Raw genomic sequence first — 23,101 nt, 5'->3', positions numbered from 1 at the left:
GACGTTCGCTCGATCGCCCTTGCTGGTCGATTTACCGAATAGTCGAGAATAAATTCGCAATTCGGCCGGCGACGGTTCCAGCGTGGCGGCTGGGCGATCACTCGCCGTGTTGATCCGCCGAGCATCGAGGCTTTTGCCGGCCGCCTGAACGTAAAAAGGACCGCCCGCAAGGCGGACGGTCCTCCCTGCGGAACCGCTGGGCGGATCAGCTTCCGAAGCGGTACTTCAGGCTGAGCCCATACATGCGCGGCGCGCCTACGGCAGCGGTCTGGAAGCCGGTGCCGGTGGCGAGGCCGGAGATGTAGGAATAGTACTTTTCCTTGGTCACGTTGGTGGCAAAGAACGCGGCGTCGATGGGCAATCCGGCGATATTCTCCCAGCTGACGTTGAGATTCAGCAGGTCCGTCGGCTGCAGGTAGGACAGGCTCTGGATATAGGCCGCCGTGTCAGGATCGGTGATCGCTCCTGCCTGGCAACTGGGCAGGTTGGCTCCTGCCGTACCGTTGCAGCCGTAGTAAAAACGGTTGCCGGTGTTCGCGAGCATCCTGTCGGTATGCGTGAACGTGGCCCCGAAGGTGATCTTGCCGATACTGTCGGAGAGCGGCAGCGTGTAGTTGCCCGAGACCGTCACCTTGTTCTTCGGCGTCAGCGCCAGTGGATCGCCGACCAGGTAGGTGCCTGAAAGCACGTAGGGCGAGCCGGGTTCGAGTGCGAAAGTCTTCACCGAAGTCAGCCTGGTGTTGAGGTAGGTGTAGCCCACCTGGAGCATCAGTCCCTCGAACGGGCTGATCGAGCCTTCCACCTCGATGCCCCAGATACGCGACTTGCCGGCGTTGACCGGGGCCGCCGTGGGGGAGACCGTCGCGGCGACGCAGTTGCCGTCCTGATCGGTGGACTGGCAAGGGTTGGCGTTGAAGCCCAGTTGCAACTGCTGGTTGCTGAACTTGTTGTAGAAGCTGGCAATGTTGAAGTTGCCCGGCATCGATCCGTGCCAGCTGGTCTTGGCGCCGAGTTCGAAGGCATCGACCTTTTCCGGATCGAAGATTGCGAAAGCCGAAGTCACGTTCGGGGCGATGCCGCCGGCACGGTAGCCGCGCGCGTATTTGGCGTAGACGAGGATATCGTCCGTCGGCGTATAATCGAAATCGATCAGCCAGGTGGGGGCGGAGGACTTCTGCTTCAGGTCGCGGCGGCAGCCGTTGACTGCGTTCGGGTTCTGCACGGCAGCGTCGGGATAGGTGCAGAACGTGAAGAGCGGCCCGGCCGGGATCGGCTGGAAGGTCGGATAGCTCAGCGGATAGCCGGTGATCGTCGTCGTCTGGACGCTGGTGTTGCGCTCGCGGTCCCAGGTGTAGCGGAAGCCCCCCGTGACCTTGAACTGGTCGGAGATCTTGTAGGTCGCCTGCGCATAGAGGCCGACGTCATGGAACGAGGTGCGCCCGGCGGTGGTGTTGATGGCGCCGGCATGTTCGGTCGGGTCGAAGGCGCCGCCGAAGAAGACCGGCGTGACCGCCGCCAGATAGCCCAGAATGTCGTAGCACTGGCTGGCCGCCACCGCTTCGGGGCCAGCGCAGGACTGGATCACCGGCGATTTCGATCCGACCACGTCGAGCGGGCGAACCGATTCCAGATAGCCGCCGATCTGCCAGTTCAGCCTGTCGTCGCTGGTCCGGCCCTGGACCTGGAACTCTTCGGTGAAGGTGGATTCGTCGGCCGTGCGGTGGCCGGGCAATGGCTGGCTGCTGGCAAAGCCGAAGCGGTAGCTGGGCAGGCCGATCGCGGCGATCGCCGGGCTCATGAAGGCGGTGCCGAAGATCGGGTTGTTGAAGGTGTTTTTCAGCTCGCCGTAGCTGACGATATTCTTGAACGTCAGCGTGTCGCTGGCGCGCCAGGTCGTGGTGTTGATGATCTGCCAGACATTGAGCAGCGAGCGCGCATTGGGCAGGTCCTGCGCGAAGTCGTAGAAGCCCGAGCCCTGGTAATTGGCACTGTCGGGATCGAGCTGTTCAGCCGCGAAGCGGCCGAGGTTGTAGATCGGGTCGGCAGCAATCATCTTTTGCGCATCGCCGTGCGTGTCCGAGCGCGAATACGTGGCGATCGTGTAGTTCTCAAGATCGGGCGTCAGTTCGGCAACCACGCTGAGGCGCGCCGAGAGATAGTCGACATCGTTGAAGTCCTTGGGGCCGACGCCGCTGGTGTTGTGGAGGTAGCCGTCGCGCTTCATGCGATCGACGCCGAGGCGGACCTTGAAGGTATCGGCCAGCGGCACGTTGAGCACGGCCTGAACGCGGCGCATGTCGTAGTTGCCGATCGATCCCTGCACATAACCCTCGAACAGGTCGGTGGGCCTTTGCGGCACCAGCAGCACGGCGCCGCCGGTGGTGTTGCGGCCGAACAGCGTGCCTTGCGGGCCTTTCAGCACTTGCACGTTCTGAAGGTCGAAATAGGCGCCGGGGCCCGCACCGTCACCCGAAGGCAGGCCGTTGGAGGCGCCGCGCGGGGCCACCACGTCGGCGAAGTAGACGCCGACCGAAGGCGCCGTTCCCAGATCCTGCACGAAGCCGCGGATCGCGAAGGACGAGTTCTGCGAGCCGAAATTGGTGTTGGCCGAAAGCGACGGCGTGCTGGTGGCAAGGTCTGCCGCGCTCACCACGTTGCGGTTGGTCAGCTGTTCCTGATTGAACACGGTGATGGAGATCGGCACGTCCTGAAGGCGTTCCTCAGTGCGCCGGGCGGTGACGATGATGTCGCCGGGATTGACCACCGGGCTTTCGCGCCTGCCGGTCTGCGGCTTTTCCGGGGCCGACGGTGTGGCATCCTGGGCCATTGCGGGCGCCGCGTAAACGGCTGCGCACCCGACGCCGAGCATGAGCGAAGTCTTGAAAATCCTTGCAAACATGTCTGTCCTCTCCTCCGGAAACCTTGTTCTCACGTCGGATCCGAGAAGGCGCGCGGGCCGGTTGATGCCGGGATCGCGGGCAAGGACGGTCCGACTGTCGACAAATTCCGGGAACGGCGGCCGCATGGCGGCCGTTTACCGGGCCGGGCTGCGGTTCACGCGTTCCCTTGCTACCGATCTCCCAAATAGAGCCGCGTGCCGATGACCGGCATCTTCTGGCCCACTCCCTTATCCGCGCAATCTTGTGTCTTTTTCTAAGCTGCTTGTTGTGTTCCATGAGTCCTGCGCGTGGCTTGCAGGATATATCCGGCCTCGAAGCTGTGCAATTATTCGAAGGAAAGCCCTTGATCGTCTTTTTGGTGACTGTGGCGGCCGGGACGCATGTCTGGCGGTGTCACTTGCCGATTGTCTGTTCGAGCGGCATCATTGTTCCTTTCCAGGCAATACGATGTGCCGTCCGGTCATAGGTAATTCCCGGGGGCGTTGCCTGAGTGGTCGGGATCGGGTTCGTCGAGTTCGCGGCGCAGCGCTTTGCCATGTCGCGCCGGAACATCAGCACGGCAGGCAGAGAGCCGGTTGCCGGCCCTGACCGATGCACTTGTCAGTGCCGCACCGATCATGGCATCGGGAACGAATGGCACAGGTGACGGATTGACCAGGGCATGGTGATCGGGAGAGCTGAACCTGGCCTTCCCCGCCGGTCCAGGTGGGGCGTCGTCGCGCTGGTCGCCGTGCTGCATCTCTTGGCGATTATGGCGCTGGTGCAGGCTTTCACGCCCAGGATCGCCGCGACCATCGTCGGTTCGATCACGACTGCCTTCGACGTTCCGCTCGATCCGCCGAGGCCCGTACCGCCCACGCCTGAACAGCCAGCGCCTGAACAGCGGCGCAAGCCTGCCATGCCGCGCGAGAAAGGCGCAGCCGGTACGCCCGGGCGCAAGGCCGCCCCGCGCGACGTCGCCGTGCCCAAGGCGCCGTTCGCGGTGAAGCCCACCGAGGCACCGCCGGTTGCCGGAACCGGACTGGAAAATGCCGCCGGAGCGGCCGACATGGGCACGGGAACTGGAGCGTCCGGCCAAGGCATGGGTCTGGGGGCAGGAGCGAGCGGAGCGGGAACCGGCGGAGGCGGCGGTGCGAGCAAGCCGGTCAAGACTGCCGGGGACATCAATTCCGCCCGCGATTATCCGCGCGCCAGTCGTGACTTGCGGCTCGGGCACGAGGTGGTTGTTATCGTCCGGGTCGGCATCGATGGCAGGGTGAAGTCCTGCCGGGTTGCGAAGCCGAGCCCCGATGCGGAGGCGGATCGCATCACGTGCCGTCTCGCGGGCGAACGCTTCCGTTTCCGCCCGGCACGGGATGGGGCGGGCAACCCAGTGGAGGGCGACTATGGCTGGCGTCAGCGATGGTTCCTCACAGGACAGGAATGACCTCGCCGTTGCATTGCCTTGAAGGGCGGTTATGGCGATTCGCATGCAATCCCATTCCAGCGATCGTTCGCCTTCCATGCCTCAGATAATCCCGGTCATTCTCTGTGGCGGCAGTGGCACGCGGCTCTGGCCGCGCAGCCGTGCGGCCATGCCCAAGCCGTTCCTGCCACTGGTTGGCGACACCACGCTGTTCGAGGCGAGCCTTGCGCGCTGCCCGGCGGACCTTGGTTTTTCGGCACCGGTGGTGGTGACGGGGACCAGGCATCTCGATCACGTCGAGGCGCAGCTTTCGGGTGCCCCCGGCGCCACGGTGATCGTCGAACCGGCCGCGCGCAACACGGCCGCCGCCATTGCGCTGGCCGCCTGCCGCCTGCCGGACGATGCGGTGATGCTGGTCTGCCCGAGCGACCACCACATCGGCCGCCCCGACGTTTTTGCCGAGGCTGCCGGCGCTGCCGCGGCGCTGGCGAGCGAGGGCTGGCTGGTGTCCTTCGGCATCGAGGCGACTGCGCCCGAGACCGGCTTCGGCTATCTCAAGCGCGGCGAGGCCATCGCCGGCACGCCCGGCTATCGCACCGCCCAGTTCGTCGAGAAGCCGGACCTTGAGCGGGCGAAGGCCTTCCTCGCCGATGGCGGTTATGCCTGGAACGGCGGCATCTTTGCCTTCCGCGTGGGCGACTTCATGGCCGAGCTTTCATCCCATCGCCCCGAAATTGCCGCCAAGGTGCGCGAGGCGGTCGAGAAGGGGGTGGCCGACGGCCATCGCTTCCACCCCGATGCGGCGACTTTTGCCGCAGTGCCGAGCGATTCGGTGGACTATGCGGTGATGGAAAACACCAGCCGCGCGGCGATGGTGCCGGCCGACATGGACTGGTCCGACATCGGCAACTGGCAGGCGCTGCACGATGCGCTCGAACGCGACGAGAGCGGCAATTCGGTGCGCGGCAGCGGCGAGGCGGAACTGGTCGATTGCCGCAATATGCTGGTCGACAGCGACGGGCCGCGCGTCTCGGTGATCGGGCTCGACAACGTCATTGTCGTGGTGGACGGCAACGAGGTGCTGGTCACCACGGCCGAAGGCGTGCAGAAGGTCGGAAAGCTGAACGGGGCCCTTAACCAATAAGGGCATCAATAGAGGATCTTGCAATGACTGCCGCACTCGCGATCCGCGAAGTCGAGAAGCCCTGGGGCAAGGATGTCCTGCCCGCGCCTTTCGTCGCACCCGCCGGTGAGCGTATTGGCGAGGTGTGGTTCGAGCCGCCAGCTGCGTTGCCCGACCTGCTGGTGAAATACATCTTCACCAGCGAAAAGCTGTCCGTGCAGGTCCATCCCAGCGATGCGCAGACACTGGCCAAGGGCATCGGCAGGCAGGGCAAGGAGGAGTGCTGGCTGATCGTTGCCGCCGAGCCGGGTGCCACGCTCGGCATCGGTTTCGACGCGCCGATCGCGCAGGAGGCCATGCGCGCCGCCTCGCTGGACGGCAGTATCGAAGCGCTGATGACATGGCACGAAGTCCAGCCGGGCGATTTCTTCTACATCCCGGCCAATACCGTCCACGCCATCGGTGCGGGTGTCAGTCTGATCGAAGTGCAGCAGAACAGCGACATCACCTATCGTCTCTACGACTACGGCCGTCCGCGCGAGTTGCATCTGGACGAGGGCATGGCGGTGTCGAAGGGCGAGGTCTACGATCTGGCGCGCTGGCACAAGCGCATCCCTTCGGGCGCGACGCAGGTGCTGGTCGATGGTCCGCTGTTCCTGCTCGATCAGGTGGCGGGTGCGCCCACGGCGGAAATTGCCGCGCGTTATCCCGGCGCACTGCTGGTTATCCCGCGCGAGCAAGCGGTGAAGGTCGGCGGCGACCTCATCGCGCCGGGTGGCTGCGCCCTTGCGCAATCGCTGGCCGAGGTCACTTTCGCCGAAAACGGAGTCTGCCTGCTGGCACGGGCCTGCGAAGGCTGATCCGTGTTCACCATCAGCGATTCGACGATCGTCCAGACCATCCAATTGGCCTTGACGCCGGTCTTCGTACTGGTCGCCATCGGCAATATCCTGAACATCCTTTCGACCCGCCTGGGCCGGGTGGTGGACCGCGCCCGTACTCTCCAGGAACGTCATAACGAGACCGAAGGCCCCGCCCACGACATGGTGGTTCTGGAAATCCGGCTGGTCGACAAGCGCATCCAGATCATCACCAACGCCATCCGCCTCATGGTGCTCTCGGCGCTGTGCATCGGCACGACGGTGGCGGTGCTGTTCCTGCAGGGGCTGGCCGGGTTCGACATGCACGGCATCGCCGCGCTGATCTTCCTGGCCTCGATCGTGTTGCTGCTGGCGGCGCTGGTGCTGTTCCTGCGCGAGACGCAAGTGGCCAAGGAGGCCCTCAGCATACCGCGCGATTATCTGGAACTGCATCGGACCATTTAACCCGGTATCGTGCGGGCGATTGGCGTTTTTCGCACATCGCCTAGGTTCTCTCCCAAGGGAGAGAACAGATGCATGCACCGGGTAGAGCCGTGCCGGATCGTACCGGCCAGCGAGAGGAATGGCGACGGGGCTGGAAACTGGTGCTGGCCTCGGCCGTCGGCTTCTCGTTCTTCTCGGTCTTGCTGGCAGGCACCGGGCTGTTTTTCGGGCCACTGGGCAAGGAATTTGGCTGGAACCGCTCGCTGCTTTCCGCAGGGCCGGGTATCGCGACGCTCGTCACCGCGCTGCTTTCGCCGTTCTACGGTGCGCTGATTGACCGCGTGGGATCGCGCCGTCTGGCGCTGCCGGGGATCGTGCTGGTCATGGCCTCGATGAGTTCATTCGCCCTGGCGAACGGTTCGCCGGTGCAATGGATCGCGCTCTGGGTGATCTTCGGGGTCTTGCTCACGACGATCAAGTCCACCGTCTGGACCACCGCCGTCGCCGGGATGTTCGACGAGGGCAGGGGGCTCGCCCTTGGTGTGACCGTGGCCGGAACGGCGGTGGCGCAGGCCATTGTGCCGCCGCTCGGCAACTTCCTGATCGAGCATGCGGGATGGCGGGGGGCTTTTGTCTGGTTCGGCCTGGGCTGGGGCGGGCTGACGCTGCTGCTCTGCGCATTGTTCCTTTATGACGTTCGCGACCGGGCCCGCAGCGCGGCACAAGCGGCTGGTGAAGCGGCGCCCGCGCACGTTGCTCTGCACCTTCCAGGTCTGACCCCGCGCGCGGCGCTGCGCAGCCGGGCGATCTGGCAACTGGCGGCGTCGACTTTCCTCGTCATGGCGCTGACTGTCGGCCTTGGCATCCACCTCTTCCCGATCCTCACCGAAGCGGGCGTCACCCGCGCCAACGCAGCATGGCTGACAGCCTTGACCGGCGTTGCGGGTATCGTCGGCAAGCTGGTCACCGGCGCACTGATGGATCGCTACAAGCCGAACTGGATTGGCGGCGTGACCATGGGCGTTACGGCGGTGACGTTCATCGTGCTGATCTGGTGGATCGATTCGACGGCGGCGGTGATCTTCGGCCTGCTGGTGAACGGCTATGCGGCCGGTACCAAGATGCAGATCTGCGCCTTCCTCACGGCCGGTTACGCCGGAATGCGGCATTTCGGTGCCATCTATGGGGTGATGGCGGCGATAGTTGCCTTCGCCTCGGGGTTGGGGCCGTGGCTGGCCGGCGTGGTCTACGACACGTTCGGCGGCTATGGGCCGTTCCTGTGGGCGGGGGTTGCCGGTTGTATCATCAGCGGAGTGTTGCTGGTGAGGTTGCCTGCCTATCCGAAATGGGCAGAAAGAGGAGGGGCGTCGCTCTACCCTGCATAAGTGTGTCCTCCCGCTCCAATGTGTGCGCTCGCCCGCAGGGGCTGCGCTGCTTGTCTTCTGTTCGTCAAAAGAAAACGAGCCGGAAAGCGCAATGCTTTCCGGCTCGTTTGCAATGTCGGAACCTGACAGAATCAGGCGGCGAGCTTGAACGGTTCGATTTCGCCCGAAAGGTACAGCTTCTTCGCCTTGGCGCGGCTGAGCTTGCCCGAGCTGGTGCGCGGCAGGCTCTTGGGCGGCACCAGTTCGACCACGCAGTTCATGCCGGTGATCGAGCGCACCTTGTCGCGGATCAGGTCGCGCAGTTCGATGCGCTTGGCCGGATCGGAGACGCGGCAGTGGACCAGAACGGCGGGGGCTTCCTCGCCATTGTCGGTTTCCACCGAGAAGGCGGCGATGTCGCCGTGGTTGAAGCCGGGCAGCTGTTCCACGGCCCATTCGATGTCCTGGGGCCAGTGATTCTTGCCGTTGATGATGATCATGTCCTTCGCGCGGCCGACGATGAACAGGTAGCCATCGGCCATGTAGCCCATGTCGCCGGTGTCGAGCCAGCCATCGACCATGCAGGCCTCGGTCGCCTCGGGGTCGCGGAAGTAGGAGTGCATGACACTGGTGCCGCGGCACCAGACCTTGCCGATCTTGTGGTCGGAAAGGCTGTCGCCGTTCTCGCCGCGGATCACCACTTCCATGTCGAGCACGGGCTTGCCGCAGTTGACGATGGCGCGGTAGCGGGCCGGGCGGCTGAGGTCGCGCGGGGTACCGGAGAGGCGTTCTTCCTCGACCAGTTCGACGCGGATGCCTTCGCCGGGCGGCATGATGGTGACGGCCAGCGTCGCTTCGGCCAGGCCGTAGCTGGGCAGGAAGGCGGTCGCCTTGAAGCCGGCCTGCGCGAAGGCGTTGACGAAGCTCTGCATCACGTCGGGGCGGATCATGTCGGCGCCGTTGCCGGCAAGGCGCCAGCGCGACAGGTCGAAGCGATCGTCGACATGGCTCTGGCTGGAGATGCGGCGCGCGCAGATGTCATAGCCGAAGGTCGGCGAATACGAGATCGAGGTGCCCTCGTTGCGGGTGATCATGTCCAGCCACGCCAGCGGGCGGCGGGCGAAGTCCTCGGTCTTGAGGTAGTCGCCCGAGACCTGGTTGGCGATCAGCGAGAGGAAGCAGCCGACCAGGCCCATGTCGTGGTACCAGGGCAGCCACGAGATGCAGCGGTCACTGTCGATCAGTTCCATGCCGTGGCTGTGCGCAGCCAGGTTCGACATCAGCGAACGGTGGGTGACGGCGACGCCGTGGGGGAAGCGGGTGGAGCCGCTGGAATACTGCAGATAGCAGATGTCGTCCGGGCTCGCCTTGGGCAGGGCGACTTCGGGCGCATCCTTGGCCGCGAAATCGGCCCAGGTCGCGTGGTCGCAGCCCTGACGCTCGGCGGCCTGCGCGGTCATCTCGGCGATTTCGTCCGGCCCGACCAGCAGTACCGGGTCCGAACTGGAAAGCTGGACCGCGAGTTGTTCGATGTAGTTGTCCTTGCCGCCGAAGCTGGTGGGCAGGGGCAGCGGCACCGGCCAGGCGCCGGCATAGACGACGCCGCAGAACAGTGCTGCGAAATCGGTGCCGGTTTCGGCGATGAGGGCGATGCGGTCATTCGGCTTCACGCCGCGCGCGATCAGCGCATGGGCGACCTTGATCGAGTCCCCGCGCAGTTCCGAGAACGGATAGACGCGTTTCAGAACGCCGCGCGGATCGTGGAAATTGAAGCCGCGCTGGCCCGTCGCTGCATAGTCGAGGGCATCGCAGAAAGTGTCAAAGTCGGCAAAACGGCGGGCAAGCGCATCCCCGTTGGGGGTTGCGACAAGTGCTTCACTCGCTTGCGGCACCATGCTGATGGTGTCGGTCATTTCGTTATAACCCGTTGTTGTTATACCGTTTAATTCTCGTCGGAACCCGACTGCGATAGCCGGCTCAAGCTGAACCGGAGATAGCTGTCCCACCTGCATGGTTCCGTGCGCACTCCCCATTCTGAGCCGACTGTGGCACGAATAGGGCAAGATGTCCGTCAAGCGTCACAATCCGCAACCGCTCAACCAGACCCGCCTGGAGGAATTGGCGCTCGCCTATGTCGCGCGTTTCGCGACGACGCAAGGGAAGCTGCGCGATTATTTGCAGCGCAAGCTGCGCGAGAGGGGGTGGGATGAGGGGGGCGGCGACGGGGATGTGCCGGATCTGGACGCACTCATCGCCAGGTATTGCGAGCTTGGCTACGTCAACGACGCGAGTTGGGCGCGGATGAAGGCAGGCAGCCTGCTGCGGCGCGGTTATGGCGCGAGACGAGTGGGCGAGGCGCTAGGCCACGCCGGGCTCGACGAGGACCTGCGCGCCGATGTGCGGCCGGGCGAAGCGGCGGAACGGCAGGCGGCGCTGGTGCTGGCGCGGCGGCGGCGGCTTGGGCCGTTCAGTGTTCGCGAGACGGACAGGGCGCTGCGGGAGAAGCATATCGCCGCGATGCTGCGGGCCGGGCACCGGCTCGATGTGGCGCGTGCGATCATCGATGCGGCAAGCGCGGAGGACGCCGAGGCCTGGGTGGAGGAAGCGGGAGATGACTGAGCGACGCGGTTGAACCGTGGCCGCGTGAAGAGGCGGGCTTATAACGGCGGGGCGTGCCGTTGCGCCTCAACTGCCGGACTGGGCCAGCCGGTCTATCATTGCCTGCACCGAACGGGTCTGCGGGCCGTAACGCGTGGCGAATGGCCCGGTATAGCCCCACCAGTCCCAGCAGCCCAAGGGGTTGCCGGCAAGCGCGTTCTTCTCGACCTGCGGATAGAGCACGACGATCCGGTTGCTGTCTGCCCAGCCGTTGTAGCCCAGTTTCCCGTAAACCGCGTCGCGGACATAGGCGCTGGCTTGGCCGCATCCATGGAAGACCACGTGGATGCGGCAATTCGCCCCTGCGGTGCGGCAGGGTTCGGGCACGTAGAGATAGCCGGTGCTCGCCATTTCACTGAGCGGTGAGAGATAGGGGGCCTGGGCGAAGCCCTGCGGCGCGCTCGACAGGCTATCTACCGGCGCGGAAAGCGGAGTGCCCAGGACCTTGGAGAGAATCGCGCCGGGCTGGTCGTAGCGGGGCAGGCCGCCGGTCGTGCCGTCGGCGCCGCAGTGATTGACGAAGGGCGCGCCGAGATAGCCGCAGTCTGACGCGGCGGTGAGCGAAAGGAAAGCGTGCTGCGCGGAGAATGCCCCCAGCACCTGGAGGTTGGCCTCGGGCACCCCGACGCCCTTGTAGAAATCGCGCAGGGCATCGAGCGCGCCTTGGCCGACCACGGTGTCGGCCGCACCGCGAAACAAGTATACCCGCTGGCCCTTGACGTGGGCGAGCGGGTCGATGAGGCCGGTCATCTCGTTCATTTCGGCCACCAGCCTTGCCCCTTGGCCCGACGGGGTGCCGGTCATGCAGGCGGGGGTGACCATCGCGCCGCCGAGCCCGCACCCGTAAGGGCCGCCGGCGACGACACCGACGCCGGTGACGGTGGAGGAATGGATCACCGCGAATTGGGCGGCCATGAAGCCGCCGGATGACAGTCCGGAGACTGTCACGTGATTCGCATCCACGCCGAGTGCGGGCAGCTTTGCGAGTCTTGGCGCACTTTTGCCTGCCGCCTTGGCTCCATAAAGCGGAGAGGCGATTGAAAAAGCCAGCGGGATCAAGGCGGCAAATGCAAGTCGCACAAAAGCCAGTTTACGCATACGAAACCCTCCCCAGGGCCGAAGCCAAACCAAGCGCCTTCGGGCGTCTCTCCCGCATTGCAGCGTGATCGAGGCGATCCGCCTTGTCCACTGTGCAATCGTTATCCGTGTGGACGGTGCCTTCGCGAAAGCCTCCGAAACGGAGGGGAGCGTTGTGGAAACGCCGGGGGCCTGTCGCTTTCGGTCTGGAACACGCTTGGCATCGGCCGCGAACGGCGCTAACGCGCAGCCCATGGGAATCCTGTCCAAGATCTTCACCTGGTGGGACGGCGCCACCATCGGCACCTCGCTCTGGAGCTCGCGCAATGGCGAGCACGTCGGCACCGACGCGCAGGGCAACAAGTACTATCGCTCGAAGTCCGCCAAAGTGCGGACGACCGAGGGATGGGATCGCCGCTGGGTGATCTACGCAGGCGCCAACGACGCCAGCAACGTCCCCGCCGAATGGCACGGCTGGCTGCATCACAGCTATGACGGCGTCCCGGAAAGCCATCTTCCCGCGCCCCGAATCTGGGAAGCGGACTTCACCCCGAATGCCACCGGCACCGCTTCGGCCTATCGCCCGCAGGGCGCGCTTGAGCGTGGCGGGGTGCGGGCGCCTGCAACGGGCGATTACGAAGCCTGGTCGCCGGATGGCGACAATCTGAAATTGTCGCCGGAAGCCTGAGTTTCGGGCCTGTGAAGCGGGTCTTCGCTCACGCATCGATTTTCGCCTTGCCGCTGGCGCTCGCCGCCTGCGGCAAGGGCGAGCCTGCGCCCGAGGCGCAGGATACCTCGATTCCCGATGCGATTGCGGGAATGCAGGCCGGGCCCGCGCAGGCGGCCAAGGGCCAGCAGATCGGAACCCCCAACAAGGACCGCGTGGTCACGCTGGGCGTTCTCAACAAGCGCAATAACCTCTCGCAGGACCTGGTCATGAAGCCGGGCGAGGCGAAGCGCATCGGCAACCTCGTCGTCAAGGTCGCCACTTGCGAAAAGTCGCTCCCCTGGGAGCGGCCGCAGGAAGAAGGCGCTTTCGTTCAGGTCTTTGTCGAGGAGCGCGCCACCGCCAACGAGAAGCTGGCCTGGCACAAGGTCTTCTCCGGCTGGCTGTTCAAGAATTCGCCTGCGCTCAACGTCGTTCAGCACCCCGTCTATGACGTCTGGGTCAAGAACTGTGCGATGAACTTCCCCGGCGAGGAAGCCATTCCCGAATCGACCGCGCGTTCCAGCAGTCCGGCGAAGGCTTCGGGCAGCGCCAGCACGGCGGCGGCCGAAGCGGCTCCCGCTGAACCCGTTTCGGTGCCGAGCGCTGCGCCCGCGGCCGTTTCCACGCCCTCGCAGCCTGCCGCGGACGAGTGACCGGAAGACTGCTCGCTCGAAGATTGTTGGCTTGAAGACTGGGCCTGCCGCAGGAGTGACAGGTAGCGCTTCTGCGGCATCTCCACTGCGCCCATCGAGGCGAGGTGCGGCGTCATGAACTGGCAATCGAGCAGTTCCCCTCCGCCAAGGCGCATCGCCGCGATCAGCCAGGCCAGCGCCACTTTCGAAGCATCGGCGACGCGCGAGAACATGCTCTCGCCGCAGAACACGCGGTCGAACCCCACCCCGTAGAGTCCGCCGACCAGTGTACGTTCGCCGCTGTCGTCCATTTGCCAGACCTCGATCGAGTGGGCCTGCCCCAGGTAATGCAGGTTCTCGTAGCTGGCCTGGATACGGTGGCTGATCCAGCTGCCCGATTCGTCGTCACTTTCCGGGCGGACCCGGCGGGGGGCGGCGCAGGCATCCATGACTTCCGAAAACGCGGTGTTGCAGGTCACCGCGAAGCGCCCTCGGCGCAGCGTGCGTGCCAGGGAGTGCGAAAGATGAAAGCCGTCCAGCGGGAGAATCGCGCGCAGGCGCGGTTCGATCCAGAAGATCTCGGGATCTTCGCGCGCGTCCGACATCGGGAAGATCCCGCTGCGATAGGCGAGCATCAGGAGTTCGGGCTCGATCATCCGAGAGGGGGTAGGGGCGTGCACGTGAATTGCCTGATCGCATGGGAGGCTGGGGATGGGCGGCGAAAGAGTGATGCGAATGCGGTGTGCATGGCCGGTGCAGCCTAGCAGCTTGCAGGCGGGATTGCAGGCGGCATCACGTGCCTGTGGATTAAGTTGACGTCTATTTGCCGTAATCCTCTTGTCATCCGATCGAACCCGCTCTAGAGGCCACCTCGCCCGCAGGAGTGTAGCTCAGTTGGTAGAGCATCGGTCTCCAAAACCGAGGGCCGTGGGTTCGAGTCCCTCCACTCCTGCCAGCATTTCCTTCGTACCGTTGGAACGCCAGGCCCCGGAAATTTCCGGGGCCTGTGGCGTTTCCGGCAAGGGGCAAGGCGATTCGCGCTTGCGGCATCGGCTTCGCATTTGCGATGAGGTGCAAGCCACGATAGGGTCAGGCGCTTGCCAATCCCGCAATTGCGGTTAGGCGCGCTCCGGAGGGGCGTCGTCTGGTGATTCGGGCATTCGCGAAGCTTTCGGCCAAGGGTCAACCGCTTCGTCGCCGCAGGGTCCCAGGCTGTTTCAGGTCGGGAAAGAATAGCTCGTACATGCACGGCATTGCGCAACTGCAAACTCAGGACATGATCCGGGCTCGCTGGCCCGCTCTCGATCGCGGGCTGCTGTTCGCGCTGGCGCTGGCGGTGCTCGCGGCTTTGCCCGTACTTCTGGCCTGGGCGCCGCAGATGACCGACTACCCCTCGCATCTGGCGGGCTACAAGGTGGCGCTCGATCACGGGCAGGATCCTTATCTCACGCGCTATTTCCGCTTCAACTGGGAGTGGACGGGCAATCTCGGCGTCGAGCTGCTGATGGTGCCGATGGCGCCGGTCTTCGGTCTGGAGCAGGCCGGGCGGATCATCGTTGCGATGATTCCCTTCCTCTCGGTGCTTTCGGTCTATGCGCTGTGCCGCGCGTTGAAGCGCCCGATGGGCGTGGGGCCGCTGCTGTCGCTGTCGATGATCTGGTCGCCTTCGCTGCTGATGGGCTTTGTCAACTGGTCGCTGTCGGTGGCGATGGCGCTGTTTGTCTTTGCTGCCTGGGTAGGGCTGGAGGGCAAGCCCTGGCGCTGGATCGCGATGATCCCGGCCAGTTTCGTGGTCTGGCTCTGCCACGTTTCCGGATGGGGCGTGATGGGCGTGCTGATTTTCGGCTACGAATGGGCGCATCGCCGGTCGTGGCTTGACTGGCGGCCGTTCCTGAAGCCCTGGCCGCTGATCTTCCCGCTGTTCCCGATGCTGATCGGGGTGGGCGCCAATTCCAAGGTCTCCTACGGGCGCTACGTGCTCGATTACAAGTGGGGCATCCTTTACAAGTCGATGCGCAGCTTCGACTACACCTTTGACATCGCCAGCCTCTGGCTGGTGCTCGGCGTGCTGGCGGGCGCGATGCTGGTGCGGCGAATCGACGGGCGGCTCGGCTGGGCGGCGCTGATCCTGCTGGTGCTCACGCTGATCGTGCCGCGGCAGATCTTCGGCGGCGATTATGCCGACTATCGCCTCAGCACGATGGCGCTGATGATCGCCTGTCTCGCGATCGACTGGACCCTGCCGCGTTGGGCAACCATGGTGGCGGCGGGTCTCTTCGCATTGCGCACGCTGGTGACGACGGTGGTCTGGTACCAGGATGCGCAAGTGGCGCGCGAACTGATCGTCGCGCTCGACCAGGTGCCCGAGGGCGCGCGCGTGGCCACCGCCGTGGCGATTCCGCGCAGCCAGTGGCGCTTCGGCCCGTTCGAGCATTTCGGCTCCTATGCCGTGGTGCGCCGCAGTGCGATGGAAAACTCCAACTTCGCGCTGCCCGACGTGCATATGCTGTCGATGCGTGACCTTTCGTATCGTTTCGCCGATCCCACCCAGCGCATTCTCTATTCACCGCAGCAGCATATCGACCTGCGTACGTTCCCGCCCGCGCGCCACGCCGATTACCTGTGGTACATCGGCACGGTAAAGCCGGTCGCGCTGCCGGACGGTGCACGCATTCTCTATTCCAGCTCGAACTCGTTCCTTGCGCGCCTTGCCGATCCGGCAGACCTTGCAAATTAGAGCGACGAGGGCTAAGTCGCGCTTTCCTTCCGACATACGGATCTTATCTGCCCCTCCCGGCCTAGGCCGGGGCGGCGATGAGCCCTAGCCGGAAGACAAGAGACTTTTTCCCGCCCGGAGCGCCTTTCGGGCACCAGGCAGAGACGCGAGTAAGACTGACATGGCCAAGACCACTCCGGGCGAATTCTTCCGCCAGGTGCGCAGCGAAGCCTCCAAGATTTACTGGCCCTCGCGCCAGGAAACGGTGACGACCGCGATCTTCGTCGGCCTGATGACGCTGCTTCTCGCAGTGTTCTTCCTCGGCATCGACGCACTGTTCGGCTGGATCGTCAGCTCGCTCCTGTCGCTGATCGGCTAAAACCAGACAACGAAGAGAGAACCATGGCCCGCTGGTATATCATCCACGCCTATTCCGGCTTCGAGAACAAGGTGAAGGAATCGATCCTCGCCGAAGCCGAGCGTATCGGCCTCTCGCAGCTTGTCGAGGACGTGCAGGTCCCGCATGAGACCATCACCGAGGTCAAGCGCGGCAAGAAGGTCCAGGTCGAGCGCAAGACCATGCCCGGTTACGTGCTGGCCAAGCTGACCCTGAACGACGACGTCTACCACCTCGTCAAGAACACCCCGAAGGTCACCGGCTTCCTGGGCAACAACGGCAAGCCGCAGGCGATCAGCGAGAGCGAGGCCGCACGTTACTTCGGCGCTGCCGAAGCTGCCGCTGCCGCTCCGCGCAAGCACGTCAGCATCGATTACGAGATCGGCGATTCGGTCAAGGTGCTCGACGGTCCGTTCGCGAGCTTCAACGGCCTCGTCGAGGAACTCGATTTCGACAAGAACCGCGTCAAGGTCGCGGTCTCGATCTTCGGCCGCGCCACGCCGGTCGAACTCGATTTCGAGCACGTCGAACTCAGCAAGTAACCGCCCGGCCGTTTCGGCCGGTGGCTACGAAAAAGGGCGTCTTCCCGTGCGGAAGGCGCCCTTTTTGCATTCCGGGTGCGCTCGTGGGTCAGGTGCCGGGTGCGTAGATGGTCAGGCTGACCTTGGCCCGCTCGACAAAACCCAGCTTGTGGTAGAGCGAGAGTGCCGCTGCATTGTCGGCGTAGGAATGCAGGATCGGCGTGCGGCCTTGGCCCAGAACGGCGGCTGCGACGCGGCGTGAAAGCAGTGCTGCAAGTCCGCGTCCCCTCGCGTCGGGATGTGCGCAGACGGCACTGATCTCGATGAAATTGCCGGTGCGGGTGCGCTGGCCGGCCATCGCAAGGAGGCGTCCATCCTCCTTCACGCCCCAGAAATCGCCGAGTTCGCCGGTTCGCGTGCCGAACGGACCCGGCTGCGTCAGCGTTGCCAGGTCGAGCATCTCGGGGTGGTCCTGTGGGCCCAGCGGGATGACGCGTGGGTCTTGTGCGGCCTGGGCCATGGCGTCCAGCGCGGGGGCGTCGCCCGATAAGATCATTTGCACGCCCAGCGCAGACTTCACGCCTTCGATCCCCGGGATCTCGACCGGCTCACCCGGTTGCATCAGGGCCAGTGGGCCGTGGGCGCGGGTGAGGGCGGCGAAATCGGCGAGGCTTGCAGGCGAAAGGTCGCGAACGGCGGCGAGCGGGCCGATCCCGGGATGGAAGCGGCGGGCACTGCCGGTGCCGATGTCGGCGCCGAGCGCGAAGCGGGCTTGCTCGCCGGTCAGCGCGGTCCAGAGAAGGCGGTCGAGTTCTGCATTGTCCATGGCCCGGTTCTATGGCGAGCCCTCGTCGCGGCGTGAAGGCGTAATTATCCGCCTCTTAACCCTGTTCATGGTAACGCCCTTGGCCATGGGGATATTCGCAAGCATGAAGCGCGGCCTCCAGGGGGAGGCAACCGGGCCCGGCGGGCGGCTGACGCGGCTTGACGGCCTGCGCGGTCTGGCGGCCTGCGGCGTGGCGCTGCTCTATCATCCGCAGTCGCTGTTCGCGCCGCAGACCAATGCGACGCTGCCCGGTGTGCTGCACTGGTTCCAGCACAGCGGCTGGACGCTCGTGGACCTGTTTTTCCTGATTTCCGGCTACATCTTTGCGCACGTCTACCTGGTCGAGCGCACGCCGGGGCAGGGATTCGCCTTGCGGCGCGAGACGCTGGGCGGTTTCGCTGTGGCACGGGTGGCGCGGCTCTATCCGCTGCACCTGGTCATGCTGCTGGTCTGCGCGGTGCTGTTCCTGGGGGCGCAGGGCAATACCCCGATCGCGTTTATCGCGCACCTGCTCATGTTGCAGGGTTTTGTCGGCATGGTGGGGCTGAGCTTCGACGGGCCGAGCTGGTCGATCTCGGTGGAATGCGCCTGCTACATTCTCTTTGCGCTCGGCGCGGTGGGCGGGCGGCGTACGCTCCAGCGGGTGAGCGTGCTGGCGATCCTGGGCGCGCTGCTGCATTTCGCGCTGCAGGGCAGGGCGGGCGGGCCATGGGTGGGCGACGGTCTGCCGCGCGGGCTCCTTGGCTTCTTCCTCGGCCAGATGCTGTGGCAGGCACGCGCAAGGCTGCGTCATGCGCCCAGCATGTTGCTGGTCTGCCTGATGGCGATCGGCCTTTCGCTTGACATGGGGCACGCGAGTTCGGTGCCGCCGATGAGCCTGCTGGCCTGGCCTTCGGCGCTGCTGCTGGCGCTGCGGCTGAAGTTCATGGGCTCGGCACCGATGCGCTGGCTGGGCGATCGTTCTTATGCGATCTACCTTGTCCACTGGCCGGTGCTGAAGCTGGGCGAGCAGCGGCTCGGGCATGTATCAGGCGACTTCACGACCTGGCTGGTGGTCACGGCGGTCTATGCGCTGGCGGTGCTGGTCATCGCCGACTTGTCCTATCGCTGGCTCGAAACCCCTGCGCGCAAGGCCATTCGCGCGGCCTGGCAGCGGCGGGCGAAAGCAGGGCAGGGCGCGCGAATCGCCGTCTGATTGCGTTATCATGGCAGGGCCGGCGATCGTCCGCGTTTGGGCTCTTTCCTTTTATCCCGATATCGTTTAGGGGCGCGCCCTTCGGAGCGGCCTCGTGCCCCCCGATTCCCTGCGGGAGGATGCCCCGGCGTCCGTAAGACCGCTAAACATGAGCATCTGCCCGGCAGGTGCGAAAGTGTGAAAGGAGTGGCCACATGGCCAAGAAGATCGAAGGTTACATCAAGCTGCAGGTCAAGGCCGGCAGCGCCACGCCGTCCCCGCCGATCGGCCCTGCGCTGGGTCAGCGCGGCGTGAACATCATGGAATTCTGCAAGGCGTTCAATGCCGCCACGCAGGAGCTCGAAAAGGGCATGCCGATCCCGACCATCATCACGGTCTACGCGGATCGCAGCTTCACGTTCGTCACCAAGACTCCCCCGGCAACCTTCCTCATCAAGAAGGCCGTGAACCTGAAGTCGGGCTCGAAGGAGCCGGGCAAGATCAGCGCCGGTACCGTCAAGCGTTCGCAGCTTGCCGAGATCGCCCAGGTCAAGATGGCCGACCTCAATGCCAACGACATTGAAGCCGCCACCAAGATCATCGAAGGTTCGGCCCGCGCGATGGGCCTCGAAGTGGTGGAGGGCTGATTTCATGGCCAAGGTGACCAAGAAGCAGAAGTCGCTGACCGAAAAGCTCGGCGACAACATGAAGCTCTACCCCGTCGCTGACGCGCTGCAGACCCTGCGCGACCTGAAGACCACCAAGTTCGACGAAACCGTCGAAGTCGCGATGAACCTGGGCGTTGACCCGCGTCACGCCGACCAGATGGTTCGCGGCATGGTTTCGCTTCCGGCCGGCACCGGCAAGACCGTTCGCGTCGCCGTGTTCGCCAAGGGCGACAAGGCTGCCGAAGCTCTCGCCGCTGGCGCCGACAAGGTTGGTGCGGAAGACCTCATGGAAGACATGCAGGCCGGCAACCTCAACTACGACCGCGTCATCGCCACCCCGGACATGATGGGCGTCGTTGGCCGTCTCGGTAAGCTGCTGGGTCCCAAGGGCCTGATGCCGAACCCGAAGCTCGGCACCGTGACCCCGAACGTCACGCAGGCCGTGAAGGACGCCAAGGGCGGCCAGATCGAGTTCCGCGTCGAAAAGCAGGGCATTATCCACGCCGGCATCGGCAAGATGTCGTTCTCGGACGCCGACCTGCTGACCAACTTCAGCGCGTTCGTCGATGCGATCGTCAAGGCCAAGCCCTCGGGCTCGAAGGGCAAGTACGTTCGCAAGATCTCGCTGTCGTCGTCGATGGGCCCGGGCCTCAAGATCGACACCACCGAGATCGCCGGCGTCTGATCTTTCAGACCGCGCGAAACGGATAGAAGGGCCGGGGGGAGACCTCCGGCCCTTTTTCTTTGCAATGTGGGCGGCGCAGGCGCAGGGCGTCACGCAGCGGCGTGGACATTCGCGCATAGAGCCCGGATAAGCGCCGCTCCGGTCGCGGACGGGCATCGGCCTGCAGCAGCGATGCGGACATCAAGGAAGGATAGACGTGACAACAAGCGACGGCGCGCAGCCGAAGCGCATTGACCGGATTCAGCAGAACCTGCTGGCCAGTTCGGAGAGGAAAGTCCTCAACTGGCTTTGTGCGCGGATGCCGGCATGGGTCACTCCCGATATCCTGACGACCATCGGCATGCTGGGCGCGCTCATGGTTTTCGGCGGCTACGTCGCCAGCAATCTGGGGGATGGCTGGCTGTGGGTCTCCATCACCGGATATGTCGTTCAGTGGTTCGGGGACTCGCTCGACGGCAGCCTTGCCCGTTTCCGCAAGATCGAACGCCCGCGCTACGGCTATTTCCTCGATCACAGCTGCGACGGTCTGGCAACCACGCTGGTGGTCGTCGGCATCGGACTGAGCGGCTATGTCCTGCTGGAAGTCGCGCTGATCGCGCTGGCGGGCTATCTGCTGCTGTCCATCCACGCCTTCCTTTCGGTGCGCGTGCTGGGGGAGCTGAAGCTGTCTTATGTCTATGCAGGGCCGACGGAACTGCGGTTCCTGCTGATCGGCCTGACGCTGGCGATGATCTGGGCGGGGGCGCAGCCGGTGCTCTTCGGTGTGCTGACCTATTTCGATCTGTTCGTCGGCACGATCGGCTTGCTGCTGATCGTCTTCTTTGTGCTGCAGACCGCGCGGACCGCGCGCAGGCTGGCGATCGAGGAGCCTGCGGTGGACTGGCGCGCCCGCGAAGGACGTTGAAACCAGCGTCCTTGCGCCCCCGAAGGGGCGGCTTTTCCGGGGCGGTTCGCATTTGCCCCGGAGAGGCCGCAGGCCGTCAGGCCCGCGCAAGGACGAGGGAAGCCGCGCAGCCTTATCTGGTGGCCGCGGCGGCTTTCTGAGCAGGGATGAAATCGCGCTCGACCGTAGTGGCCAGGATCGAGAGCGGCAGCAGGCCCTGCGACAGCAGGAAGTCGTGATAGGCCTTGCGGTCGAACGCCGGGCCCAGTGCCTTCTCGGTCTTTACGCGCAGCTGCGCGAGCTGTTCAAAGCCGTAGTAATAGGAACCGGCCTGACCCGGCATGCGGAAGGTGTAACGGTCGATTTCCTGATCGGCCATGCCCTTGGACAGCACCACCTCATCGCGCAGCACGCGGCGGGCGCTGTCGACGTCGATCAGGCCCAGGTTCAGCATCGGGTCGAGCATCGCGCGCGCCTGTCGCTGGAGGCGGCCCTGCAAGGCGATGAGTTGGCCTTCGACCGGCTCGTAGGGCAGCATCTCGCCTTCGGCATAGAGTGCCCAGCCTTCGGCATTCACGCTGTTGAAGGCATAGAGCGCGCGGGCCAGCGAGACGCCGCGATCGACCATGGCGGCAAACTGGAGTTCGTGGCCGGGTCGCGCCTCGTGCGCGCTCAGCGTCCAGGTGGCGGCGTCGTAGCCGAAGTCGTCATAAGCATCCTCGGCCTTCTGCGAATTGCCGGTGGTGAGGATGAATTCGCCCTGCTCGCCCGTATTGCCGATGAGGCGCGGCGGGCTCATGTGCGGGGCAGGGACGGCGGCGGCTTCGGCCGGGGTGGCAATCCGCATGCGCAGCTGCGTCGCCGGCAGCGTGAGGATGCCTTCGCGGCGGACGATGTCCTCCAGCTGGCTGTTGACCTTGCGGTAGCGCGCCTCGACCTGATCGGCGGGAATAACGTTCTTCTTCAGCTCGCGGATCACCGAGGGATAGTCGGTGGCCTTGAAGCCGAACTTGGCCGCGACCACCGGGGCCAGCGCCTGCATCTGTGCGCGGGTGACGTAGTAGCCACGCGCGGCGCGGTCGATCAGCTGGCGCGGGTCGATATCGATACCGACCTGCTGGAGATTGAGCGCGTAGACCTGCTCGGGCAGGCGGTAGTCGGCGCGGGCGGCCGGCAGGACGGTGCTCTGTTCCCACCTGGCGTACTCGGTCAGCTGCTTGTCAAGCTTGGCTAGGTCGCCATCGGCGCCCTTGATGCCGAACTTGGTGAAGAGCGCGCGGACGCCCTGGATGTAAGTGGCGGTATTGCCGATCGCTTGCTCGACGTCCCGGCGATAAGGGCCGAGGTGGCCTTCGCGACTGGCGAGGAACTGGGCCTTGGCCAGTTCGGCCGCTGGCTTTGTTCCGGGCTCGCTGCCGACATAGCGGCGCAGGCGTTCTACTGCCTTGGCGCGGCGTTCGGGTGGGGTCTGCTCGGACAGCAGGTCGTTGAAGCCGGAAGCGATCATCTGCGGCAGGTCGATCCAGTCCATCAGCAGGCGCTTGCGGGTCTGGATCGAATCGATCTGGCGCTGGAGATAAGCGGCGAGGATTTCGAGGTCCTGTCGCACCTCGCCCTGCTGCTCGGCAGAGATGCGGCTCCTGATGTCGGTCAGGCGGCCCTGATAGGCGGCCAGCAGGCGGCTGTCGGCATCGAGCGAGAGATCGGCGATTTTGCCGTCGAACTCGGTCAGGCCCATCGAGGATGCGTTCTCGGGCATGAACGCCGCTTCAAGTTGAAGCAGCTTCTGCGTCTCGGCGTCGCTCTTCACCACCCAGGTGGGCTTGGAAGGCGCGCGGGTCGTGGCGGCGGTTGCCGACTGGGCCGATGCGTGGACGGGGCTGGTCAGCGCGATAGCCATGGCCGCAAGGGCAGGCGCCACGCGAATAAGCGCAGTTCTGGGCATGATGTGAGAGGCTCCCTGTTATGGGCGCCACTCTTAGGAAGCATGCGACCCGGCGGCACATTCACCCGACGAGCGACATACCGGTTTCGACGAAGGGCATGGCGCAGCGGCGGT

Annotated in this window: 20 protein-coding genes, 1 tRNA gene and 1 pseudogene; 16 read left to right on the top strand and 6 right to left on the bottom strand. The window is 64.9% G+C overall.

Going from position 1 to position 23,101, the window contains the following annotated elements; translation table 11 throughout:
- Positions 1–205 precede the first annotated feature (205 nt).
- Positions 206–2,899: a TonB-dependent receptor gene (locus DM450_RS11655; protein ID WP_142634980.1), complete on the bottom strand. Its 2,694-nt coding sequence runs from the start codon at positions 2,897–2,899 to the stop codon at positions 206–208.
- 662 nt (positions 2,900–3,561) lie between these two features.
- On the opposite strand from DM450_RS11655, the gene DM450_RS11650 reads away from it, so the two are divergent.
- From DM450_RS11650 to DM450_RS11630, 5 genes are all read left to right on the top strand, one after another.
- The gene (locus DM450_RS11650; protein ID WP_142634978.1) at positions 3,562–4,326 is read left to right on the top strand and encodes a TonB family protein; all 765 of its coding nucleotides are present in this window, start codon (positions 3,562–3,564) and stop codon (positions 4,324–4,326) included.
- Between the two features lie 76 nt (positions 4,327–4,402).
- Positions 4,403–5,449 carry a mannose-1-phosphate guanylyltransferase gene (locus tag DM450_RS11645; protein WP_142634976.1) on the top strand — a complete coding sequence of 349 codons (1,047 nt, stop codon included), beginning with the start codon at positions 4,403–4,405 and terminating at the stop codon, positions 5,447–5,449.
- Between the two features lie 23 nt (positions 5,450–5,472).
- Complete coding sequence (locus tag DM450_RS11640; protein ID WP_142634974.1) at positions 5,473–6,288, top strand: class I mannose-6-phosphate isomerase; 816 nt, start codon at positions 5,473–5,475, stop codon at positions 6,286–6,288.
- A 3-nt stretch (positions 6,289–6,291) separates the two neighbouring features.
- Positions 6,292–6,753 carry a DUF2721 domain-containing protein gene (locus DM450_RS11635; protein ID WP_242526065.1) on the top strand — a complete coding sequence of 154 codons (462 nt, stop codon included), beginning with the start codon at positions 6,292–6,294 and terminating at the stop codon, positions 6,751–6,753.
- A gap of 89 nt (positions 6,754–6,842) precedes the next feature.
- Positions 6,843–8,117 carry an MFS transporter gene (locus DM450_RS11630; protein ID WP_260609813.1) on the top strand — a complete coding sequence of 425 codons (1,275 nt, stop codon included), beginning with the start codon at positions 6,843–6,845 and terminating at the stop codon, positions 8,115–8,117.
- Positions 8,118–8,248: 131 nt separating this feature from the next.
- Here the strand turns inward: DM450_RS11630 and DM450_RS11625 are convergent, their stop codons facing one another.
- Positions 8,249–10,009 carry a fatty acyl-AMP ligase gene (locus tag DM450_RS11625; RefSeq protein WP_142634970.1) on the bottom strand — a complete coding sequence of 587 codons (1,761 nt, stop codon included), beginning with the start codon at positions 10,007–10,009 and terminating at the stop codon, positions 8,249–8,251.
- A gap of 151 nt (positions 10,010–10,160) precedes the next feature.
- On the opposite strand from DM450_RS11625, the gene DM450_RS11620 reads away from it, so the two are divergent.
- Positions 10,161–10,715, top strand: coding sequence for a regulatory protein RecX (locus DM450_RS11620; protein ID WP_142634968.1), 555 nt, complete (start codon positions 10,161–10,163; stop codon positions 10,713–10,715).
- A gap of 66 nt (positions 10,716–10,781) precedes the next feature.
- On the opposite strand, the gene DM450_RS11615 is transcribed toward DM450_RS11620, so the two are convergent.
- Entirely contained in the window at positions 10,782–11,702 is a 921-nt protein-coding gene (locus tag DM450_RS11615) for a depolymerase (protein ID WP_185928594.1), read from the bottom strand.
- A 382-nt stretch (positions 11,703–12,084) separates the two neighbouring features.
- Here DM450_RS11615 and DM450_RS11610 point away from each other — a divergent pair, with 382 nt between their 5' ends.
- Both DM450_RS11610 and DM450_RS26470 read left to right on the top strand, forming a co-directional pair.
- Positions 12,085–12,519 (top strand): NADH:ubiquinone oxidoreductase subunit NDUFA12, encoded by a 435-nt coding sequence (locus DM450_RS11610; protein ID WP_142634965.1) that lies wholly within the window; start codon positions 12,085–12,087, stop codon positions 12,517–12,519.
- Between the two features lie 131 nt (positions 12,520–12,650).
- Positions 12,651–12,950 (top strand): annotated as a pseudogene (locus DM450_RS26470) (DUF2155 domain-containing protein); the annotation flags it as partial.
- 35 nt (positions 12,951–12,985) lie between these two features.
- Here DM450_RS26470 and aat read toward each other — a convergent pair.
- A complete protein-coding gene (gene aat, locus DM450_RS11600) occupies positions 12,986–13,828 on the bottom strand; it encodes a leucyl/phenylalanyl-tRNA--protein transferase (RefSeq protein ID WP_142637804.1) in 843 nt (280 codons plus the stop codon).
- A 223-nt stretch (positions 13,829–14,051) separates the two neighbouring features.
- Here aat and DM450_RS11595 point away from each other — a divergent pair.
- From DM450_RS11595 to nusG, 4 genes are all read left to right on the top strand, one after another.
- Positions 14,052–14,127: transfer RNA gene (locus DM450_RS11595), tRNA-Trp, on the top strand.
- 321 nt (positions 14,128–14,448) lie between these two features.
- Positions 14,449–15,909, top strand: coding sequence for a hypothetical protein (locus DM450_RS11590; RefSeq protein ID WP_260609811.1), 1,461 nt, complete (start codon positions 14,449–14,451; stop codon positions 15,907–15,909).
- Positions 15,910–16,069: 160 nt separating this feature from the next.
- The gene (secE, locus tag DM450_RS11585; protein WP_142634963.1) at positions 16,070–16,267 is read left to right on the top strand and encodes a preprotein translocase subunit SecE; all 198 of its coding nucleotides are present in this window, start codon (positions 16,070–16,072) and stop codon (positions 16,265–16,267) included.
- A gap of 23 nt (positions 16,268–16,290) precedes the next feature.
- Positions 16,291–16,827: a transcription termination/antitermination protein NusG gene (gene nusG, locus DM450_RS11580; RefSeq protein WP_142634961.1), complete on the top strand. Its 537-nt coding sequence runs from the start codon at positions 16,291–16,293 to the stop codon at positions 16,825–16,827.
- A gap of 88 nt (positions 16,828–16,915) precedes the next feature.
- On the opposite strand, the gene DM450_RS11575 is transcribed toward nusG, so the two are convergent.
- Positions 16,916–17,632 carry a GNAT family N-acetyltransferase gene (locus DM450_RS11575; protein ID WP_142634958.1) on the bottom strand — a complete coding sequence of 239 codons (717 nt, stop codon included), beginning with the start codon at positions 17,630–17,632 and terminating at the stop codon, positions 16,916–16,918.
- Positions 17,633–17,735: 103 nt separating this feature from the next.
- Between DM450_RS11575 and DM450_RS11570 the strand changes: the two genes are divergently transcribed.
- The 4 genes from DM450_RS11570 to DM450_RS11555 all read left to right on the top strand — a co-directional run bounded on the left by DM450_RS11570 (position 17,736) and on the right by DM450_RS11555 (position 21,063).
- Positions 17,736–18,827: an acyltransferase family protein gene (locus tag DM450_RS11570; RefSeq protein WP_142634956.1), complete on the top strand. Its 1,092-nt coding sequence runs from the start codon at positions 17,736–17,738 to the stop codon at positions 18,825–18,827.
- 194 nt (positions 18,828–19,021) lie between these two features.
- Entirely contained in the window at positions 19,022–19,453 is a 432-nt protein-coding gene (rplK, locus tag DM450_RS11565) for a 50S ribosomal protein L11 (RefSeq protein ID WP_132386687.1), read from the top strand.
- Between the two features lie 4 nt (positions 19,454–19,457).
- Positions 19,458–20,159 carry a 50S ribosomal protein L1 gene (gene rplA / locus DM450_RS11560; protein WP_142634954.1) on the top strand — a complete coding sequence of 234 codons (702 nt, stop codon included), beginning with the start codon at positions 19,458–19,460 and terminating at the stop codon, positions 20,157–20,159.
- Between the two features lie 196 nt (positions 20,160–20,355).
- Entirely contained in the window at positions 20,356–21,063 is a 708-nt protein-coding gene (locus DM450_RS11555) for a CDP-alcohol phosphatidyltransferase family protein (protein WP_242526068.1), read from the top strand.
- A gap of 112 nt (positions 21,064–21,175) precedes the next feature.
- Here DM450_RS11555 and DM450_RS11550 read toward each other — a convergent pair whose 3' ends face one another.
- Positions 21,176–22,987: a DUF885 domain-containing protein gene (locus DM450_RS11550; protein WP_221889436.1), complete on the bottom strand. Its 1,812-nt coding sequence runs from the start codon at positions 22,985–22,987 to the stop codon at positions 21,176–21,178.
- Positions 22,988–23,101: the final 114 nt, after the last annotated feature.

The sequence above is a fragment of the Sphingomonas sp. IC081 genome, assembly GCF_006874585.1.
GTDB lineage: Bacteria > Pseudomonadota > Alphaproteobacteria > Sphingomonadales > Sphingomonadaceae > Novosphingobium.
Note: the sequence above shows the minus strand (reverse complement) of the source record. Positions and strands in the feature narration are given on the sequence as shown.

Coding starts and splice junctions, on each gene's coding strand:
- DM450_RS11655 (WP_142634980.1), bottom strand. CDS start 2,899: ATGTTTGCAAGGATTTTCAAGACTTCGCTCATGCTCGGCGTCGGGTGC.
- DM450_RS11650 (WP_142634978.1), top strand. CDS start 3,562: ATGGTGATCGGGAGAGCTGAACCTGGCCTTCCCCGCCGGTCCAGGTGG.
- DM450_RS11645 (WP_142634976.1), top strand. CDS start 4,403: ATGCCTCAGATAATCCCGGTCATTCTCTGTGGCGGCAGTGGCACGCGG.
- DM450_RS11640 (WP_142634974.1), top strand. CDS start 5,473: ATGACTGCCGCACTCGCGATCCGCGAAGTCGAGAAGCCCTGGGGCAAG.
- DM450_RS11625 (WP_142634970.1), bottom strand. CDS start 10,009: ATGACCGACACCATCAGCATGGTGCCGCAAGCGAGTGAAGCACTTGTC.
- DM450_RS11620 (WP_142634968.1), top strand. CDS start 10,161: ATGTCCGTCAAGCGTCACAATCCGCAACCGCTCAACCAGACCCGCCTG.
- DM450_RS11610 (WP_142634965.1), top strand. CDS start 12,085: ATGGGAATCCTGTCCAAGATCTTCACCTGGTGGGACGGCGCCACCATC.
- aat (WP_142637804.1), bottom strand. CDS start 13,828: ATGATCGAGCCCGAACTCCTGATGCTCGCCTATCGCAGCGGGATCTTC.
- DM450_RS11590 (WP_260609811.1), top strand. CDS start 14,449: ATGATCCGGGCTCGCTGGCCCGCTCTCGATCGCGGGCTGCTGTTCGCG.
- secE (WP_142634963.1), top strand. CDS start 16,070: ATGGCCAAGACCACTCCGGGCGAATTCTTCCGCCAGGTGCGCAGCGAA.
- nusG (WP_142634961.1), top strand. CDS start 16,291: ATGGCCCGCTGGTATATCATCCACGCCTATTCCGGCTTCGAGAACAAG.
- DM450_RS11575 (WP_142634958.1), bottom strand. CDS start 17,632: ATGGACAATGCAGAACTCGACCGCCTTCTCTGGACCGCGCTGACCGGC.
- DM450_RS11570 (WP_142634956.1), top strand. CDS start 17,736: ATGAAGCGCGGCCTCCAGGGGGAGGCAACCGGGCCCGGCGGGCGGCTG.
- rplK (WP_132386687.1), top strand. CDS start 19,022: ATGGCCAAGAAGATCGAAGGTTACATCAAGCTGCAGGTCAAGGCCGGC.
- rplA (WP_142634954.1), top strand. CDS start 19,458: ATGGCCAAGGTGACCAAGAAGCAGAAGTCGCTGACCGAAAAGCTCGGC.
- DM450_RS11550 (WP_221889436.1), bottom strand. CDS start 22,987: ATGCCCAGAACTGCGCTTATTCGCGTGGCGCCTGCCCTTGCGGCCATG.